Source organism: Streptomyces fuscigenes (assembly GCF_021556455.1).
GTDB lineage: Bacteria > Actinomycetota > Actinomycetes > Streptomycetales > Streptomycetaceae > Streptomyces > Streptomyces fuscigenes.
Genome location: NZ_JAKGCV010000086.1, coordinates 1 through 16,509, shown reverse-complemented (window position 1 = coordinate 16,509; position 16,509 = coordinate 1). Strand labels below are relative to the sequence as shown.

The following is a 16,509-nucleotide window of genomic DNA, read 5'->3' as shown; positions in this document are numbered from 1 at the left end:
CCGCGGGCGGCCGCGGGGCCGGGGCACGGCCCGCGAGTGCCCGCGCGACGCCCCGGCGCGCGGCTCAGAACTTGTTGCGGGGGGTGATGCCCAGCGACAGGCCCGACAGGCCGCGCTTGCGCTCGCCCAGCCGCTCGGCGATGCCGCGCAGCGCCACGGCCGCCGCGGAGTCCGGGTCGGACAGGACCACCGGGCGGCCCTCGTCGCCGCCCTCACGCAGCCGCACGTCGATCGGGATGGCGCCCAGCACCGGCACCTCGGCGCCCGTGGTGCGGGTCAGGCCCTCCGCGACGAGCTTGCCGCCGCCGGTGCCGAACACGTCGAGCATCTCGCCGCAGTGCGGGCAGGGCATGCCGGACATGTTCTCGACGACGCCGACGATCTTCTGGTGCGTCTGCACGGCGATCGAGCCCGCGCGCTCGGCGACCTCGGCCGCCGCCTGCTGAGGAGTCGTCACGACGAGGATCTCCGCGTTCGGCACGAGCTGCGCCACCGAGATCGCGATGTCGCCCGTGCCGGGCGGCAGGTCGAGCAGGAGGACGTCCAGGTCGCCCCAGTACACGTCCGCGAGGAACTGCTGCAGCGCCCGGTGCAGCATGGGCCCGCGCCAGACCACCGGCGCGTTGCCCGGGGTGAACATCCCGATGGAGATGACCTTCACGCCGTTCGCCGACGGCGGCATGATCATGTTCTCGACCTGGGTGGGGCGGCCGTCCGCGCCGAGCATGCGGGGCACGCTGTGGCCGTAGATGTCGGCGTCGACCACGCCGACCTTCAGGCCGTCGGCGGCCATCGCGGCCGCCAGGTTCACCGTCACCGACGACTTGCCCACGCCGCCCTTGCCGGAGGCGACCGCGTACACCCGGGTCAGCGACCCGGGCTTGGCGAACGGCACCTCGCGCTCGGCCTGGCCGCCGCGCAGGGACGCCGCCAGCTCGCGGCGCTGCTCGTCGCTCATGACGTCGAGGGCGACGGACACCGACGTCACGCCGGAGACCGCCGAGACCGCCTCGGTCACGTTGCTGGTGATGGTGTCGCGCATCGGGCAGCCGGAGACGGTCAGGTACACGGTCACGGCCACCGCACCGTCGGCCGCGATCTCCACCGATTTCACCATGCCGAGTTCCGTGATCGGCCGGTGGATCTCGGGGTCGTTCACCGTCGAGAGCGCGTCGCGCACCGCGTCTTCCGCGGGGACGGTGGTTCCGTACGTGTCGGTAGCCATACCGAGATGGTACGGCGCCACGAAGCGCTCCCGGAAAGCACGGAGCCCCGGAGAGACGGGTGTCACCGGCACGGGCCGGGCAGGCCGGCCGATGTCCGTCCGGCGCCCTGGCGGGGGCCGTCCGGGCCCGCCGGGGCGAGGGTGCCGCCCGTCTGCTGCCCGCCGGCACGCCGTGCGGCGCTCACCGGCGGACGCGTACGGCCCGGCCTGCTGAGCCGCGGGGCGTGGGCCCGTGCGGCGCCGGCGGGGCCCTCAGGCCTCCCCGCGGGGTCCGGCCGCCCCACGCGGCTCCCCGCCGGGGCCCGCCTCGCCGCCCTCGGAAGGTCGGTGGCCGTCGCGGCGCTCGTCCAGCTCCCGCACCAGGTCCTCCAGCTCCGACCTGATCCAGTCGCGCGTGGCGACCTCGCCGAGGCCGATGCGCAGCGCCGCGATCTCCCGCGTCAGGTACTCCGTGTCCGCGATCGACCGCTCGTTCTGCTTGCGCTCCTGCTCCTGCGTCACCCGGTCGCGGTCGTCCTGGCGGTTCTGCGCGAGCAGGATCAGCGGGGCCGCGTACGAGGCCTGGAGGGAGAGCGTCAGCGTCAGGAAGATGAACGGGTACTCGTCGAACCTCGCCGCCTTGGGCGCCACGATGTTCCACACCACCCACAGGATGATGATCAGCGTCATCCAGACGATGAACCGGCCCGTGCCGAGGAACCGCGCCACCCGCTCGGAGAGCCGCCCGAACGCCTCCGGGTCCCACTCGGGCACCAGCCTGCGCCGCTGCTCGCGCGGCTGGTCCAGCCGCACCCGGGGACGGCCGGACTCGCGGTGCTCCGCCCGCCGCAGCCGGCTCTTGCGGGAGTGCTCGCGGCGGGTTCCCTCGCGCCGCAGGGCCGTCGAGCCGTGCGGGCCGGGGCCCGGTGCCTGGGGACGCTGCTCATTCGTCACGCGCGGCCCCCTCGGCGCCGTGGAAACCCGTCTCGCGCCAGTCGTCGGGCAGCAGGTGGTCCAGGACGTCGTCCACGGTCACCGCGCCGAGCAGCGACCCGCTCGCGTCGACGACGGCCGCCGAGACCATGTTGTAGGCCGCCAGGTGGCTGGTCACCGCGGGCAGCGGGGTGTTGGGGGACAGCGGCGGCAGGTCGCTGTCGACGACCGCGCCGACCAGGGTGAAGGGCGGCTCGCGCAGCAGCCGCTGGAAGTGGATCGTGCCCAGGTACTTGCCGGTGGGCGTGTCCTCCGGCGGGCGGCACACGTACACCTGTGCCGCCAGGGCCGGCGACAGGTCCCGCACCCGCACCCGCGCGAGCGCGTCCGCGACCGTCGCGTCCGGCCGCAGCACGATCGGCTCCGTCGTCATCAGCCCGCCCGCGGTGCGCTCCTCGTACGACAGCAGCCGGCGCACGTCCGCCGCGTCGTGCGGCTGCATCAGCTCCAGCAGGCGCTCCTTGTCGACCTCGGGCAGCTCGGAGAGCAGGTCGGCGGCGTCGTCCGGGTCCATGGCCTCCAGCACGTCCGCGGCCCGCTCGTCCTCCAGCTTGCCGATGATCTCCACCTGGTCGTCGTCCGGCAGCTCCTCCAGCACGTCGGCGAGCCGGTCGTCGTCGAGGGCCGCGGCGACCTCCGCGCGGCGCTTCGCCGTCAGGTTGTGGAGGACGTTGGCGAGTTCGACGGGGCGCAGCGCCTCGAACGTCGCGACGAGGTTCTCGGCGCCCTGCCCCTCCTCCTCCAGCGAGAAGCCGGTGACGTCCTGCCAGTCGGCCGTGAACGCGTCCTTGCGCCGGCGCAGCGCGCCCCCGCGCTTGCCGCCCCGCACGAACACCTTCGCGAGCTCCCAGTCGCGGCGGGCGGGCAGTTGCTGCACCGCCACGTCGAGGACCGTCACCTCGGAGCCGTCCTCCACCGTCCGCACCCGCCGGTCCAGCATCTCGCCGAAGACGAGCCGTTCCGTGGGCCGCTGCTCGAACCGGCGGACGTTGAGCACGCCGGTCGTGATGATCTGGCCCGAGGAGATGTCGGTGACCCGCGTCATCGGCAGGAAGATCCGGCGCCTGGAGGCGACCTCCACGACGAGCCCCACGAGACGCGGCGGCCGGTTGCCGACGCGCAGCGCGGCCACCAGGTCGCGCAGGCGACCCACCGGATCGCCCTGCGGGTCGAACACGGGCACGCCGGACAGGTGGGACACAAAGATCAGCGGGGCGCCTCCAGCCATCTCGTGCGCCTCCTCGATCACGTCGCTCCGGTCGTGATCAGGCTAGCCCGTGGGCGCCCCGCGTGCTCCGGCGGACGCGGGTACGCTGCGGTCTGCCGCGGCGAGGCGCCCGTCCGGGCCCCGCTCGGCGCCGGGCCCAGGCCCGCCCGATCCCGCCCCGTACGAGAGGTCCTGCGTGTCCGTGACCCGACTTCCCCGCCGCCCCTCCCGCCGCGCGCGGGCCGCCGTCGCGCTGTGCGCCGGGCTGGTCGCGGCGCTTTCGGGCTGCGCGGACCCCGACGAGGGCACCAACGGGGTGGGCAGGCTCCCGGCCGACGCGATCGAGCAGAAGGCGCGTGCCGCGGTGGACGGCGCGACGGCGGTCCGCGTCACCGGCGAACTCGTCACCAGCGGACAGACCTACAAGCTGGACATGCGGCTCAAGAAGAGCGGCGGCGCGGGCTCGGTCACCGCGCACACGGCGGCCTTCACGCTGCTGCGCGTCGGCGACGCGCTCTTCCTCAAGGGCTCGCCGGGCTTCTGGAGCCAGGCCGCGGGCGGCGCCTCCGCCTCGCCGGGCGGCTCCGGGGCGCCGGGCGGCGACGTCGCCGGCACGCTGGGCGACAAGTACGTGAAGGTCCCCGCCGGCGACCCGTCGTACAAGCAGCTGCGCGGCTTCACCGACATGGGCGCCCTGCTCGACGGCCTGCTGGCCCTCGGCGGAAAGCCCGCGAAGGGCGACAGGCCGACCGTCCACGGGACGCGCACCATCGAGGTCAAGGGCGGTGACGACGCCAAGGGCGGCACGCTCGACGTCTCACTGGAGGGCACCCCGTACCCGGTACGGCTGACGCGCGCGGGCGGCGCGGGCACGCTGCTGCTGGACGACTGGGGCAAGGACTTCGCCCTGAAGGCGCCGGCGCGGGACCAGATGGTCGACTACGGGAGCGAGATCCCGCACACGTGAGGGCTCGGGGGAGCGCCGGGCGCGGCGGGCCCCCGCGCCGCCGCCGAAGGCGCGGTCCCGGACGGCTCAGTCCCGGTGCCCGTCGCGCGCCGCGCTCCCGCGCCGCCCCCGGCGCCGGCCGGAGGCGAGGAACGAGGGCAGCGGCCCCCTGGTGATCGCGGGGGACGGAGCCGGGCGCGCGGCGAGCGAGGACGCGGGCAGATCGGTCGTCGCGTCGCGCACGGCCAGGCGCAGGACCCGGCACTCGCGGCGCCAGCGCTCCGTCATGGCCTCGCCGTCCGGGGCGTTGAGGCGCTTGCCCTTCAACTCGGCGACGGCCGCCTGCCAGTCCTCGCCGCCCGGCGCGAGTTCCGTGACGTCGGCCGTCCACATGACGAGCCGGCCGCGCTTGTCCTTGCTGGGCACGCTCACCTCGGCCGTCGCGCCGTCGTCGAGCCCCGGCGGCAGGGGCTGCTCGCCCGGGCCGCCGACCACGTACGCGGCGCCCTCGCGCCACACGTGCCACAGGGGCCGGGCACGGTCACCGCCCCGCACCCAGATCAGGCCGGACTTCTTCGTGGCCTCCTCCACCAGGGAGCGCGCCGCGGGAGAGAGCGTCATGGGCCGCAGCCTACGGCGGCCGGACGCCCGCCGGGGCGGCCCGTCCGGCCCGCGCGCTCACAGCCAGCCGTTCTTCTTCAGCGTGCGGTGGATGACCAGGCAGATCGCGACGATCGCGCCGAGCACCAGCGGATAGCCGTACTTCCAGTGGAGCTCCGGCATGTGGTCGAAGTTCATGCCGTAGATGCCGCACACCGCCGTCGGCACGGCGATGATCGCCGCCCAGGACGTGATCTTGCGCATGTCCTCGTTCTGCGCGACCGTCGCCTGCGCCAGGTTGGCCTGGAGGATCGAGTTGAGCAGTTCGTCGAAGCCGACGACCTGCTCCTGCACCCGCACGAGGTGGTCGGCCACGTCGCGGAAGTACTTCTGGATGGCGGGCTCGACCAGCCGCATCGGGCGCTCGCTGAGCATCTGCATCGGGCGCAGCAGCGGCGACACGGCGCGCTTGAACTCCAGCACCTCGCGCTTGAGCTGGTAGATCCGCTGGGCGTCCGGGCTGCGCTGGCCCGCCTTCTCGCCCTTCGCCGGCTGCGAGAAGACGTCGATCTCGACCTCGTCGATGTCGTCCTGCACCGAGTCCGCGACGGCCATGTAGCCGTCCACGACGTGGTCGGCGATCGCGTGCAGCACGGCCGACGGCCCGTGAGCGAGCTGCTCGGGGTCGTCCTCCAGCCGGTGGCGGAGGTTGCGCAGGGAGCCCTTGGCGCCGTGCCGGACGGTGATGACGAAGTCCCGCCCGGTGAAGCACATGACCTCGCCGGTCTCCACGACCTCGCTGGTCGCGGTGAGCTCGTCGTGGTCGACGTAGTGGATGGTCTTGAACACGGTGAAGAGGGTGTCGTCGTACGGCTCCAGCTTCGGCCGCTGGTGCGCGTGCACGGCGTCCTCCACGGCCAGCGGGTGCAGCCCGAACTCCGCCGCGATCCCGGCGAACTCCTCCTCGGTGGGCTCGTGCAGCCCGATCCAGGCGAACCCGCCCTCCTCGCGGACGCGCAGCATCGCCTCGTGCGGGGTACGGCAGCGCTCGGTGGGCACCCTGCGGCCGTCGCGGTAGACGCCGCAGTCCACGACGGCGCTCGACGTGGAGGCGTGGCGGGTGGGGTCGTACGTCGTGTCGTACGGACGGTAGGTCCCCGCGTTCTTCCGGAACGACGGGCGGACAGCTGCGCGCAGGTCACGGATCATCGACAAGGCAGGCTCCTTCACGACAGAGACCGTCATGCGAGGCGTGGCACAGCCCGGAATGGGGGCGTGGCTTTTACGGGACTTTTACGTCCGCAAAGCGGGCGGCACCGGGGAATCGCGATGGCGGAATGCGCTACCGACAGGTGAAAACACAAGCTGGGATGACGTGTGCTCATCCGCCGGACGGATAGCCAGGGAGCGATTGACCGGAGCGGTGGTCCGTGCCGCCCGCGGGCGGCGTCTCCGGTCAAAGGGGCGAGGCTCAGCTCACAACGCTGTGAGGCCGTACGGAGAGCGGTTGGTACTGGCCGGGTGACTTCGATCCACCGCAGCCCCACCTCCTCCGGTCGGTCCCCCGTAAGGGACGGCGTACGTGCGCGTCGGGGCTGGAGAGCAAGGCTTCTGCCTGCTGCCCCGACCGGCTGCCCAGCGTAACAGCTGGCACCGGCCCAATCTTGCGTCATGCCCGGTCCTGACGCGATCTATGCTCGGCCGGTGGCAGAAATTCTTCCGCTCGTAGAGACCCGGTTGCGCGAGGCGCTCGGTGAACCGGACGCCCGCGCGGCCGTCACCTTCCTCGGCACCGACCGCATCGAGGTGCTGCGCTTCCCCGACCCGGGGAGCGGCGTGGTGCGGTACGCGACCCTCGGCATGTCCGCGGCCCCGATGAGCGAGAGCACGTCGACGATCGGGGCGGCCGGGATGGTCGCGGGACCGCGTGCCGAGCTCCTGCTGTCGGTGCGCGCGGGGCTCGCCCGCACCGACGAGGTGCTCAGGCCGCTCGCCGTGCTGGCGGCGTCCCCGCAGGTGGAGGGCGTCGTGGTGGCTCCCGGCGCGTCGCTCGACGTGGGTGCTCCGCTGTGGCCGGACGCACCCTTCACGTCGGTGCTGGTCGCCGAGGGCGGCGGGCTCGTCGAGGACCTGGAGCTGCCGGCGCCGATGGATCCCGTGCGCTTCCTTCCCCTGCTGCCCATGACCGCCAACGAGGCGGCGTGGAAGCGTGCGAGGGGCGCACAGGAGCTTCAGGAGCGCTGGCTGTCGCACGGGACCGACCTGCGTGACCCACTGCGCGGGGCCGTACCACTTGACTGAGACCGCGGCGGTCCTGCCGGAGTCATGTGATCGCCTTGACGGGAGGTCGGCCGGAGAGGACCGTTGGCGGATATGAGGGGCGAACCGAGCTGCCCGAAGTGCGGTGGACGCGTGAGAGCGCCGGGCCTGTTCGCCGACTCGTGGCAGTGCGACGCGCACGGCGCCGTGCACCCGCTGCAGCCTGTCGTCCCGCCCAGCGTCGAGGCGCTGGGCGTCGTCGTGAACAGGGCGCGCGTCCCCGTCTGGATGCCCTGGCCCCTCCCCGTCGGCTGGCTCTTCACCGGCGTCTCCTACGCGGGCGACGACCGCAGCGGCGGCCGCGCCACCGCCGTCGCCTGCAGCGGCCCCGGCCCGCTCGGCGGCCTGGGCGAGCTGCTGCTGATCGCCGAGGAGCTCGGCGTGGGGCTCGGCGCCCGGTACGCGGGCGTCGCGGGCCCCGACCCCGGGCCCCACCTGCGCGTGGACGAGCCCCCGCAGGCCAAGCTCCTCGCCGCCGGGCGCCCCACGCCGCTGTGGCAGGTCTCGGGCGCGCCCGACGACCGCGCGGTCTTCGCGGGCGAGGCGCTCGGGCTGTGGCTGTGGGCCGTGGTCTGGCCCGAGAAGTCGGGCCTGCTCATGTACGACGAACTGGTCCTCACCGACCTGCGCGACGCCGGCGCCGAGGTCGACCTGCTGCCCTGCGGCGCGCTCTCGCCCCGGCTGCTGTCGTAGGGGCCCGTGGCCCGCGTGCCGGCCGCGGCCCGTGTGACGCCCGTGGGACGCGTGGCGGCCGCGGCCCACGGGAGGTTCGTGGCCCGCGCGGCGGCGAGGTGGCGGTGCCGCCCGGGAGTGTCCGCCGGACCCGTGCCCGCGCGTCGGGCCGCGGAGGAGGGGCGGGCCGCGCGGGAGCAGCCGCTGCCGGGGCGCGGGCGCGATGTGAGGGAACGTTTCCCCGGGCGTGGGCGGGGCATCCGCGCGGGACCGTTAGGCTGGACGGGTTGTCGCCGTCCCGACCAGCGAGCCCAGGAGAGAGATCCGTGCGCATCGACCTGCACACCCACTCCTCGGCGTCAGACGGGACCGACACCCCCGGCGAACTGGTCGCGAACGCGGCCGCCGCCGGCCTCGACGTCGTCGCCCTCACCGACCACGACAGCACGCGCGGCCACGCCGCGGCGCTCGCCGCGCTGCCCGCCGGGCTCACCCTCGTCACCGGTGCCGAGCTGTCCTGCCGGATCGACGGCGTGAGCATGCACATGCTGGCCTACCTCTTCGACCCGGCCGAACCCGCCCTGCTGAGCGAGCGCGAGCTGGTGCGCGACGACCGCGTCCCCCGTGCCCAGGCCATGATCGGCAAGCTCCAGCACCTCGGCGTGCCCATCACCTGGCAGCAGGTCGCGCGGATCGCGGGCGACGCCTCCGTGGGCCGCCCGCACATCGCCACCGCTCTCGTCGAACTCGGCGTGGTGCCGACCGTGTCGGACGCCTTCACCGAGGACTGGCTGGCCGACGGCGGCCGCGCCCACGCCGAGAAGCACGAGACCGACCCGTTCGAGGCCGTGCGCCTCGTGAAGGCCGCCGGAGGCGTCACCGTCTTCGCGCACCCGGCCGCCGCCAAACGCGGCAGGACGGTTCCCGAGGACGTCGTCGCGCGGCTCGCCGCCGCGGGCCTCGACGGCCTCGAGGTGGACCACGCCGACCACGACGCCGCGACCCGCGAGCGCCTGCGCTCGCTGGCCGCCGACCTGGGCCTGCTGGTCACCGGGTCGAGCGACTACCACGGCAGCCGCAAGGACATCCCGCTCGGCGCCGAGACCACGGACCCCGAGGTCTACGCGGAGATCGTGCGCCGCGCGACGGGCGCCTTCCCGGTCCCCGGCACGGGCGGTCCCGTCACCGCCTGACGCCCGGGCCCGTCCCGCTCCGCGGGACTCGGCAGCCCCGCACCGCCGGTGCCGCCGAGGCGGCCCGGCTCCGGGCCCTCCGCGCCCCTTTCCCACATCCCGCCCGCTCCCTTCCGCCGCCCCGGTCACCGCTGCCGCGTACTGGCGGCCGGCCGCGGGCCACCCGCGTCCGCGTGTGCACACGCGTGCGCCCCCGTCCCCCGATCCCCCGCAAACGCAAGGCCCCGCCGTGTTCGACTTCGCCGTGTTCGGCTCGCTCTTCCTGACCCTCTTCGTGATCATGGACCCGCCCGGGATCACGCCGATCTTCCTCGCGCTCACCTCGGGCCGCGCCGCCAAGGTCCAGCGCGCGATGGCCTGGCAGGCCGTGCTCGTCGCGTTCTGCGTCATCGCGGTCTTCGGCGTCCTCGGCCGCCAGATCCTCGACTACCTGCACATCACGGTGCCCGCCCTGATGATCTCCGGCGGGCTGCTGCTCCTGCTGATCGCGCTCGACCTGCTCACCGGCAAGACGGAGGAGCCCAAGCAGACCAAGGACGTCAACGCCGCCCTCGTCCCGCTCGGCATGCCCCTGCTCGCGGGGCCCGGCGCCATCGTCTCGGTGATCCTCGCCGTGCAGCACGCGCACACCGTCTCCACGCAGATCTCGGTGTGGGCGGCCATCGCCGCGATGCACGTCGTGCTCTGGCTCGTCCTGCGCAACTCGCTGCTGATCATCCGCGTGATCAAGGACGGCGGCGTCGTGCTGGTGACCCGCCTCGCGGGCATGATGCTCTCGGCCATCGCCGTCCAGCAGATCATCAACGGCGTCACCCAGGTGGTGAAGGCGGCCTGACCCGGCCGGGCGCACCGACGGCGCCGAACGCGCGACCGCGCCCCCCGGTGAACCGGGGGGCGCGGTCGAGTCGTCGTCAAAACCGTATGATGCGATGCGGTGAAGGGTGGAACAAGAGAGTTATGAGGCCGGCACCTCGGCCGGCCGGATGTAGATGCGCTGGCCCATTGCCGCGGCCTGCTGCACGATCCGGTTGACGGAGGCTGCGTCCACGACGGTGCTGTCCACGGCGCTGCCGTTGACGTCGTCGAGGCGCGTGATCTCGAAGCGCACAGGCTTCTCCCTTCGTCTGATCCTCCTGCTGGAGAACTGTTGATGACAGCGAAAGTGTCGATCGATACGCAGGCGTCAACGGCTTGCGCGGTGAAAACATTCCCTACGCTAAAGAAATCTTTCGGCCACCTAACTACTGGTCGGTACGGCACGGCCCACGGAGTATGAACCGGCTATGAGCGAGGCAGACGAGCCACTGGCGGGCACCGCTCCCGCCCCCCACCGCGAGGACGCAGGGCCTGGCGGCGCCTTCGGCGACGACCTGCTGGGACGGCTCACGCACACCAACGAGCTGCTGACCCGCATGCTCGCCGAGGTGGCGAAGACACCCTCCACCCATGCCATCTTCGTGGACGCCGGTTACGTCTATGCTTCGGCGGGGTTGCTGGTCGCGGGCACCGAGGACCGCCGCTCGTTCGACCTCGACGCCGAGGGCCTCATCGAGGCGTTCATCGACAAGGCGCGGGTCATCTTCGCCGACAGCAGGCTGCTGCGCGTGTACTGGTACGACGGCGCCCGGCGCCGCATCCACACGCCCGAGCAGCAGGCCATCGCCGAACTCCCCGACGTCAAGGTGCGCCTCGGCAACCTGAACGCCAACAACCAGCAGAAGGGCGTCGATTCGCTGATCCGCTCGGACCTCGAGTCGCTCGCCCGGCACCGCGCGATCAGCGACGCCGCGCTCGTCGGCGGCGACGAGGACCTGGTCTCCGCCGTGGAGGCCGCCCAGGGCTACGGCGCCCGCGTCCACCTGTGGGGCATCGAGGCGGCCGAGGGCCGCAACCAGGCGGAGCCGCTGCTGTGGGAGGTCGACAGCCAGCGCACCTTCGACCTCGACTTCTGCAAGCCCTTCGTCACCCGCCGGCCCGTCACCACCTGGGAGCACGAGACGGAGCCCCCGCCGAGCCGGGACGAGGTGCGCTTCATCGGCGCCCAGATCGCCGCCACCTGGCTCGTCGACCGGGGCAGGGCCGCCATGGCGGAGCTACTGCCCGGCCACCCCTACCTCCCGGGCAACGTCGACCAGGACCTCCTGATCGAGGCCGAGAAGCTGCTCCAGCGCTCGCTGCGCGGCCACGCCGTCCTGCGCAGGTCGCTGCGCGACGGCTTCTGGGCCCACCTGAAGTCGCAGTACTGACGGAGCGGTACTGAAGTCGCGGTACTGACGGAGCGCGCCCGTCGCGGGCCCGGGCGCCGGCTCGTCACTGCCGCGCCGGCGCCCGGGTCCCGCCCGAGGGCTCCGCCGCCGGCAGGACCCGCTCACCTTCCTAGGGGTGCTGCCGCCAGAAGGAGACGAGCGCCGCGGCGGTCTCGGCCGGCCGTTCGGTGTTCGGCGAGTGCCCCGCGTCCGCCACGACCGTGCGCCGCGCGCCCAGCCGCCGGGCCATGACGTCGAGCAGCGAGGGCGGCCAGACGCCGTCCTCGTCGCCGGACACCACGTGCACCGGCAGGGGAGGGTCCACCGCGGCGAGTTCGTCCACCCGGTCCGGCTCCGCCACCAGGAGCCCGGCCGCGGCGACCAGCTGGCCCGGGTCCGTGGCCATCCACCGCCGGTGCAGGTCCGCCCCGCCCACCGGCGTCTCCTCCAGCGGGCCCATGCCGGACATGGCCTCCCACACCTGCTCCATGCTCATCACGGCGAGCGCGTCGAGCAGCAGCTTCGCCCGCTCGCGCTCCGGCTGCGAGATCTCGGCCGGCCCCGACGACATCACCGTGAACGTGCGGAAGGGCCGCGCGTCCCGCAGCACCGCCGCGCGGCCCACGTGCCCGCCGAAGGAGTGCCCCAGCAGGTGCACCGGCGCCCCCGCGGCATCGGCCTGCGCCAGGACGTCGGCCGCGAGTTCGGCCTGCGCGTAGCCCTCGGGGGAGGCCGGCGGCGCGGACTCGTACTGGCCCCGGCCGTCCACGGCCAGGACCCGGTAGCCGGCGGTGGCGAGCGGGTCCAGCAGGTCGTTGAAGTCCTCCTTGCTGCCCGTGAAGCCGGGCAGCATGAGGACGGTCGCGCGCGGATCGCCCGCGGGCAGCGCCTCGATCGCCGCGAAGTCGCCGCGCTCGGTGGCGAGGACGCGGGCATGACCGCGGTGGCGCGCCACGAGCGGACGCTGTGCTCGCCGCGCTCGGCGACGCGCACGTAGGTCTCGCGGGCCTTCACGGCGTACTCGAGGGCCGCGCCGACACCGCGCAGCGCGAGGCCCTGGGCGGTCTCGCCCAGCTTGCGCGGGTCGCGGTCGATCGTCCCCATCAGCTCGGTGACCTTGGCCTGAAGGGTCTCCTGGGCTTCGCGGGCCCGCCCGGCCGCCTGCTCCTGCATCGCGCGCGGGTCGCTCCTGCGCACGGCCTCGAAGCGCTCGGGCGCCTTCTTGACCTGCTCCACGACGAGGTCGGCGGTCCCGGCGGCGAAGTAGAGCGGGGTCGGGTCGGTGAGGGTCTTGCGCAGGTCATCGGCGAGAGCCATGACTGTCAACCTCCGGGAAGAAGTGAGGGGTTGGTGCGGCAGCACCGCGGGGTCGCGGCGGCGCGGGACCCGCCCGCAGCCCTTTCGGGCGGCGTGCGCCGTCCGGCACGCGCCGGACCGCGCGACCGCGGGCGCGCGGCCGGATCAGGGCCCTTCGGCCCCGACGCCGTTCTCCTTGCGGAACGATTCGTAGATCTGCAGCAGGGCCTGCTTCTGCCGTTCGTTGATCGACGGGTCGGCGAGGATGGCGGCACGTGTCTCCACCTCGTCGCGCTCCCGCTCGTCCAACATCCCGGCCTGCACGTACAGCGTCTCCGCCGAGATCCGCAGCGCCCTCGCGAGCTGCTGGAGGATCTCCGCGCTCGGCTTGCGCAGCCCGCGCTCGATCTGGCTCAGGTACGGGTTCGACACCCCTGCGGCGTCGGCGAGCTGCCGCAGCGAGAGCTGCGCGGTGCGCCGCTGCTCGCGCAGGTACTCACCGAGACCGCCGACGTTCAGTGCTGCCATGCCTCCACCATGCACACACCCCGCTAACTTTTGCAAGCACCGCCGCTTGCAACAGCATGCGCGAGCGCCGGGCCCGCGTGGGGCGGAGCACGGTGCTTGTCACCGAAGGGGCCTTGGAGTCACTTCGCGTCGGAGCCTGGCTCTGCCGAGGACTTGGTTCTGGCGACGCCGGTGCACGCCAGTAGGTCGGTAGCGGTGGCGTTGAGGAAGAGCATGAATGTCCAGGACGCTTCCGGGGTGTCGATGCGCCCGATGCGGATGGGCTCTTCAGCCGCCTGGGAGAGGAGGTCGACGGTGGCGGAGAGGGCCAGCGTCGGCTGTCCGCGCTTTTGGGTGAAGCGGAGACGGCGCCGGTAGATGCCTGCGAGCTCGTTGGCGGGGACCAGGCCATCCCAGACGACGAAGGTTCCCCCGGCGATCAAGGCGTCGCGCGCAGGGCCACATGCCGACGTCCGCCGGCCGAGCATGCCGGTCAGGTCGTCGCGTGTCACACCGCGGCCTGGTGGCAAAAGAGCCGCTGGCGCAGAGTCTGTGGCAAGGAGCCTGCCTCCCAGGTGTCAACCAGGCTGCTTCGACCCGATCTTCCTGCCAGCGTATTCGGCTTTGCCGGTGACAACCATCGCGCTCCGGTACATTCGCGGGGCGACACGTCGGCACCGCCTCACCCGCCCGGAGCCCGCTCCGAGCGTAGGCGCCCCGGCGCCCTCACGCATGCAGGGTGGGCCGGTAGGTGAGCTCCTGGATGTCTCCGTCGAGCGTCCGGCTGTCGAGCAGTTCGAGGTCGAAGTCGGCCGCCCCTCGGAAGACCGGCTGCGCCCCGGTCCGGCCGGTGATCACGGGGAAGACCGTCAGCTGGACGCGGTCGACCAGGTCGGCGGCCATCAGTGCCCTGTTCAGCGACACGCTGCCGTGCGAGCGCAGCGGCACCTCGGACTCCTCCTTGAGCCGCGCGACGACGTCACCGCTCACGAGGGTGGCGTCCGGCCAGTCGAGAGGCCCCGCGAGAGTGATCGACACCACCGTCGCGGGCAGCTCCATCATCCGGGCGACCCACGGGTCGCGCCCCGACTCCCCGAAGGCCCCCTTCCTCGCCTTCGCGAACATCCGGAAGGTCTCGGCCCCGAAGACCATCCGCTGCTCGGCCTCGTAGAGGGAGAGGCGTCGGTCGAGCAGTTCGGGGCCCTGCTTGCCCCAGTAGCCGCCCCAGTCGGGGCTGCCGGGGCGGCCGAAGCCGTCGAGCGTGGAAAAGATGTCAAAGGTGTAGCTGGCGGTCACGGTGGTCTCCTCGGCAGGGTCGGGCGCGGGTGCACGGAGCAAGATCACGTACATCGAGATCGCGTACCGGGATCGCGCGCAGGCAGCGAGGTGTTGACGGCCCGCCACGGCGAGACTCATCGCTGCCGCACGGCGGACGAGCGGAGAGCCGGCGCTCCGGCCGCACGGCGACGGGCCGGTGGCGAGCAGCGCGGTGCCGGCCCGGCGCACCCCGCGGCGCGTACGGGGCCCCGGGCCCGGGTGGTCCGGGTCCGCACGGGCCCCCACCGCGGGTCCCCGCGACGGCAGTTCGCGAGCGGCCCCCACAGGCGACCGGGGGCGGGAGGGAACCGCGCCCGCGACGGGGGCGTGTTCAGGAGGTATGTCGTGGCATCGCGCCGGATTCTTCGCCGCCGTCGGGCTCGGGGGCGCCGTGCTCTCGACGGCCCAGTGGATGGCCGTCCTCGTCGCGCTGTTCTCGGGCGCCGGCGCGATCGTGGCCGTCTCCTGCGCCACCGCGGGCCTCGGTGTCGCGGTCCTCGCCGCCGTCGGCACGACGGGCCGGGCCCATCTTCCGCTGCTGAACACCCGGGCCGGCCTGTGGGGCTGGGCCGCGGCCGTCCACGTGGGCGGCACCGCCGGCGCCCTGGGTCTCCTCGTCCTCGGCCGGGCGCCGGGGTCCGAGCCCGGCCTGCCCGGCCTGTTCGCCGGGGCGGCCGCGTGCTCCGTGCTGACCGCGGCGGCCTTCCTGCCCGGCGTGCGCGCCCGGCTCACCGTCCTGGCCGCCGCCCTGGCCCTCGTCGGCACCGCCGCCACGGCCGCCTGGGCCGCCGCACGGCCGCCCACCACCGCCGAGTGGCTGGCGGACCACCACGTCGACCGCCGGCTGCTGATGCTCGGCGCGCCGCCGGCCGGCTACCGCAGGACCGGGATCGGCGCGTCCGACCAGCAGTTCACCGCGGTGTACGGATCCGAGAGGGCGGGCGGCGGCGCGCTGCGGCTGACCGTGCGCCGGATCTCGTACGAGGACGAGCGCACGGCCGCCAACGGCTGCCCCGTCCCGTACGGCCGCCGCGCGGTCTGCGCGGGCGACGGCGGGGGCCGTCAGCGGGTCCGGTACGGGCAGCCCGACGCGAGCGGGGTCGCCGTCGTTCCGGACGGCGTGGTGCCGCCTGGCGCGGTCGACGAACTCAGGCTGCGCCGGGCCGGGTTCGTGTACGTCGTCGCCGACGGCGGCGGGGGCGGCCTCGATCTGCGCGCGGCACGGCACCTGCTCGCGACCCTGCGCCCGGCGACCGCCTCCGAGTTGGCCCCCCTGCCGCGGCGGCGCTGACCCGCGGAGCCCGTACGGGCACCACCACCCGCGCCCGCGACGAGCCGCAGACCGCAGACCGCAGACCGCAGACCGCAGACGGCAGACGGCAGACGGCAGACGGCAGACGGTCCCCTATCGGCGCACGTACACGCCCGCGCTCACCGCGGCCAGCACCGCCGCCACCGCACGCTCCTCGACGTCCTCGTCCAGCGGGCCGCCGCTGACGAGGGTCCGGTAGTACAGCGGCGCGGCGACCGCGCGTACGACCTCGTACGCGTCGGTACCCGCGGGCGCCTCGCCGCGCCGCTCGGCGTCCTCCACGCACTCCGCCCACTCGCCCACACGGCGGTCGTAGAAGCGGCGCAGCGCCTGCGCCGTGCGCGGGTCGCCGGTGGCCGCCGCGATGACGGCCCTCAGCAGCGGGCCCTGCCGGGGGTCGTTGAGCGTCGAGGAGACGAGCCGGACGTTGGCCCGCAGGTCCCCGGCGAGCGAGCCGGTGTAGCTGCGGCGCACCGACTGCTCGACCATGTCGTCGAGCAGGTCGGCGACCAGCCCGGCCGTCGTGGACCACCGCCGGTAGACGGTCGTCTTGCCGACCTCCGCCCGGCGCGCGATGTCCGTCAGGTCGAGGCGGTCGAAGCCGTGCTCCGCCAGCGCGTCACCCGCGGCCCGCAGCACGGCGGCCCGCACGCGGGCCGTGCGGCCGCCCGGCCGCACCGTGCCCGGGTCCCTGGCC

The 16,509-nt window shown here is 73.9% G+C and carries 18 protein-coding genes; 7 read left to right on the top strand and 11 right to left on the bottom strand.

Going from position 1 to position 16,509, the window contains the following annotated elements:
- Positions 1-64: 64 nt before the first annotated feature.
- The 3 genes from L1885_RS10635 to L1885_RS10625 all read right to left on the bottom strand — a co-directional run bounded on the left by L1885_RS10635 (position 65) and on the right by L1885_RS10625 (position 3,425).
- Positions 65-1,225 carry an Mrp/NBP35 family ATP-binding protein gene (locus L1885_RS10635; protein WP_235796798.1) on the bottom strand — a complete coding sequence of 387 codons (1,161 nt, stop codon included), beginning with the start codon at positions 1,223-1,225 and terminating at the stop codon, positions 65-67.
- Positions 1,226-1,477: 252 nt separating this feature from the next.
- The gene (locus L1885_RS10630) at positions 1,478-2,056 is read right to left on the bottom strand and encodes a DUF1003 domain-containing protein (RefSeq protein ID WP_235796800.1); all 579 of its coding nucleotides are present in this window, start codon (positions 2,054-2,056) and stop codon (positions 1,478-1,480) included.
- A 91-nt stretch (positions 2,057-2,147) separates the two neighbouring features.
- Positions 2,148-3,425 (bottom strand): magnesium transporter MgtE N-terminal domain-containing protein, encoded by a 1,278-nt coding sequence (locus L1885_RS10625; protein WP_235796797.1) that lies wholly within the window; start codon positions 3,423-3,425, stop codon positions 2,148-2,150.
- 181 nt (positions 3,426-3,606) lie between these two features.
- Between L1885_RS10625 and L1885_RS10620 the strand changes: the two genes are divergently transcribed.
- Positions 3,607-4,371 (top strand): hypothetical protein, encoded by a 765-nt coding sequence (locus L1885_RS10620; RefSeq protein ID WP_235796796.1) that lies wholly within the window; start codon positions 3,607-3,609, stop codon positions 4,369-4,371.
- Between the two features lie 66 nt (positions 4,372-4,437).
- On the opposite strand, the gene L1885_RS10615 is transcribed toward L1885_RS10620, so the two are convergent.
- Together L1885_RS10615 and L1885_RS10610 are read right to left on the bottom strand one after the other, a co-directional pair.
- Positions 4,438-4,971, bottom strand: coding sequence for a hypothetical protein (locus tag L1885_RS10615; protein WP_235796795.1), 534 nt, complete (start codon positions 4,969-4,971; stop codon positions 4,438-4,440).
- Between the two features lie 57 nt (positions 4,972-5,028).
- Positions 5,029-6,165: a magnesium and cobalt transport protein CorA gene (locus L1885_RS10610; protein ID WP_235796794.1), complete on the bottom strand. Its 1,137-nt coding sequence runs from the start codon at positions 6,163-6,165 to the stop codon at positions 5,029-5,031.
- Between the two features lie 489 nt (positions 6,166-6,654).
- Between L1885_RS10610 and L1885_RS10605 the strand changes: the two genes are divergently transcribed.
- The 4 genes from L1885_RS10605 to L1885_RS10590 all read left to right on the top strand — a co-directional run bounded on the left by L1885_RS10605 (position 6,655) and on the right by L1885_RS10590 (position 9,969).
- Positions 6,655-7,251 (top strand): suppressor of fused domain protein, encoded by a 597-nt coding sequence (locus L1885_RS10605; protein WP_235796793.1) that lies wholly within the window; start codon positions 6,655-6,657, stop codon positions 7,249-7,251.
- 72 nt (positions 7,252-7,323) lie between these two features.
- Positions 7,324-7,962, top strand: a complete 639-nt coding sequence (locus L1885_RS10600) for a DUF6758 family protein (RefSeq protein WP_235796792.1) — start codon at positions 7,324-7,326, stop codon at positions 7,960-7,962.
- A 305-nt stretch (positions 7,963-8,267) separates the two neighbouring features.
- Positions 8,268-9,134, top strand: a complete 867-nt coding sequence (locus L1885_RS10595) for a PHP domain-containing protein (protein ID WP_235796791.1) — start codon at positions 8,268-8,270, stop codon at positions 9,132-9,134.
- A 229-nt stretch (positions 9,135-9,363) separates the two neighbouring features.
- Positions 9,364-9,969, top strand: a complete 606-nt coding sequence (locus L1885_RS10590) for a MarC family protein (protein ID WP_235796790.1) — start codon at positions 9,364-9,366, stop codon at positions 9,967-9,969.
- Between the two features lie 120 nt (positions 9,970-10,089).
- Here L1885_RS10590 and L1885_RS10585 read toward each other — a convergent pair whose 3' ends face one another.
- Positions 10,090-10,242: a DUF8834 family protein gene (locus L1885_RS10585; RefSeq protein ID WP_235796789.1), complete on the bottom strand. Its 153-nt coding sequence runs from the start codon at positions 10,240-10,242 to the stop codon at positions 10,090-10,092.
- A 175-nt stretch (positions 10,243-10,417) separates the two neighbouring features.
- Between L1885_RS10585 and L1885_RS10580 the strand changes: the two genes are divergently transcribed.
- Positions 10,418-11,380 (top strand): NYN domain-containing protein, encoded by a 963-nt coding sequence (locus L1885_RS10580; RefSeq protein ID WP_372481910.1) that lies wholly within the window; start codon positions 10,418-10,420, stop codon positions 11,378-11,380.
- 130 nt (positions 11,381-11,510) lie between these two features.
- Here the strand turns inward: L1885_RS10580 and L1885_RS10575 are convergent, their stop codons facing one another.
- The 4 genes from L1885_RS10575 to L1885_RS10555 form a co-directional block, all read right to left on the bottom strand.
- A complete protein-coding gene (locus L1885_RS10575) occupies positions 11,511-12,335 on the bottom strand; it encodes an alpha/beta fold hydrolase (protein WP_235796788.1) in 825 nt (274 codons plus the stop codon).
- Between the two features lie 506 nt (positions 12,336-12,841).
- A complete protein-coding gene (locus L1885_RS10565) occupies positions 12,842-13,204 on the bottom strand; it encodes a helix-turn-helix domain-containing protein (RefSeq protein ID WP_235796787.1) in 363 nt (120 codons plus the stop codon).
- 119 nt (positions 13,205-13,323) lie between these two features.
- Positions 13,324-13,695, bottom strand: coding sequence for a hypothetical protein (locus L1885_RS10560; protein WP_235796786.1), 372 nt, complete (start codon positions 13,693-13,695; stop codon positions 13,324-13,326).
- A gap of 214 nt (positions 13,696-13,909) precedes the next feature.
- The gene (locus tag L1885_RS10555) at positions 13,910-14,479 is read right to left on the bottom strand and encodes a dihydrofolate reductase family protein (RefSeq protein ID WP_235796785.1); all 570 of its coding nucleotides are present in this window, start codon (positions 14,477-14,479) and stop codon (positions 13,910-13,912) included.
- 361 nt (positions 14,480-14,840) lie between these two features.
- Here L1885_RS10555 and L1885_RS10550 point away from each other — a divergent pair, with 361 nt between their 5' ends.
- Positions 14,841-15,791, top strand: a complete 951-nt coding sequence (locus L1885_RS10550) for a hypothetical protein (protein WP_235796784.1) — start codon at positions 14,841-14,843, stop codon at positions 15,789-15,791.
- 114 nt (positions 15,792-15,905) lie between these two features.
- On the opposite strand, the gene L1885_RS10545 is transcribed toward L1885_RS10550, so the two are convergent.
- The coding region (locus L1885_RS10545; protein WP_235796783.1) for a TetR/AcrR family transcriptional regulator at positions 15,906-16,509 on the bottom strand (604 nt) is incomplete at its 5' end.

Coding starts and splice junctions, on each gene's coding strand:
- L1885_RS10580 (WP_372481910.1), top strand. CDS start 10,418: ATGAGCGAGGCAGACGAGCCACTGGCGGGCACCGCTCCCGCCCCCCAC.
- L1885_RS10625 (WP_235796797.1), bottom strand. CDS start 3,425: ATGGCTGGAGGCGCCCCGCTGATCTTTGTGTCCCACCTGTCCGGCGTG.
- L1885_RS10600 (WP_235796792.1), top strand. CDS start 7,324: ATGAGGGGCGAACCGAGCTGCCCGAAGTGCGGTGGACGCGTGAGAGCG.
- L1885_RS10550 (WP_235796784.1), top strand. CDS start 14,841: ATGTCGTGGCATCGCGCCGGATTCTTCGCCGCCGTCGGGCTCGGGGGC.
- L1885_RS10635 (WP_235796798.1), bottom strand. CDS start 1,225: ATGGCTACCGACACGTACGGAACCACCGTCCCCGCGGAAGACGCGGTG.
- L1885_RS10565 (WP_235796787.1), bottom strand. CDS start 13,204: ATGGCAGCACTGAACGTCGGCGGTCTCGGTGAGTACCTGCGCGAGCAG.
- L1885_RS10615 (WP_235796795.1), bottom strand. CDS start 4,971: ATGACGCTCTCTCCCGCGGCGCGCTCCCTGGTGGAGGAGGCCACGAAG.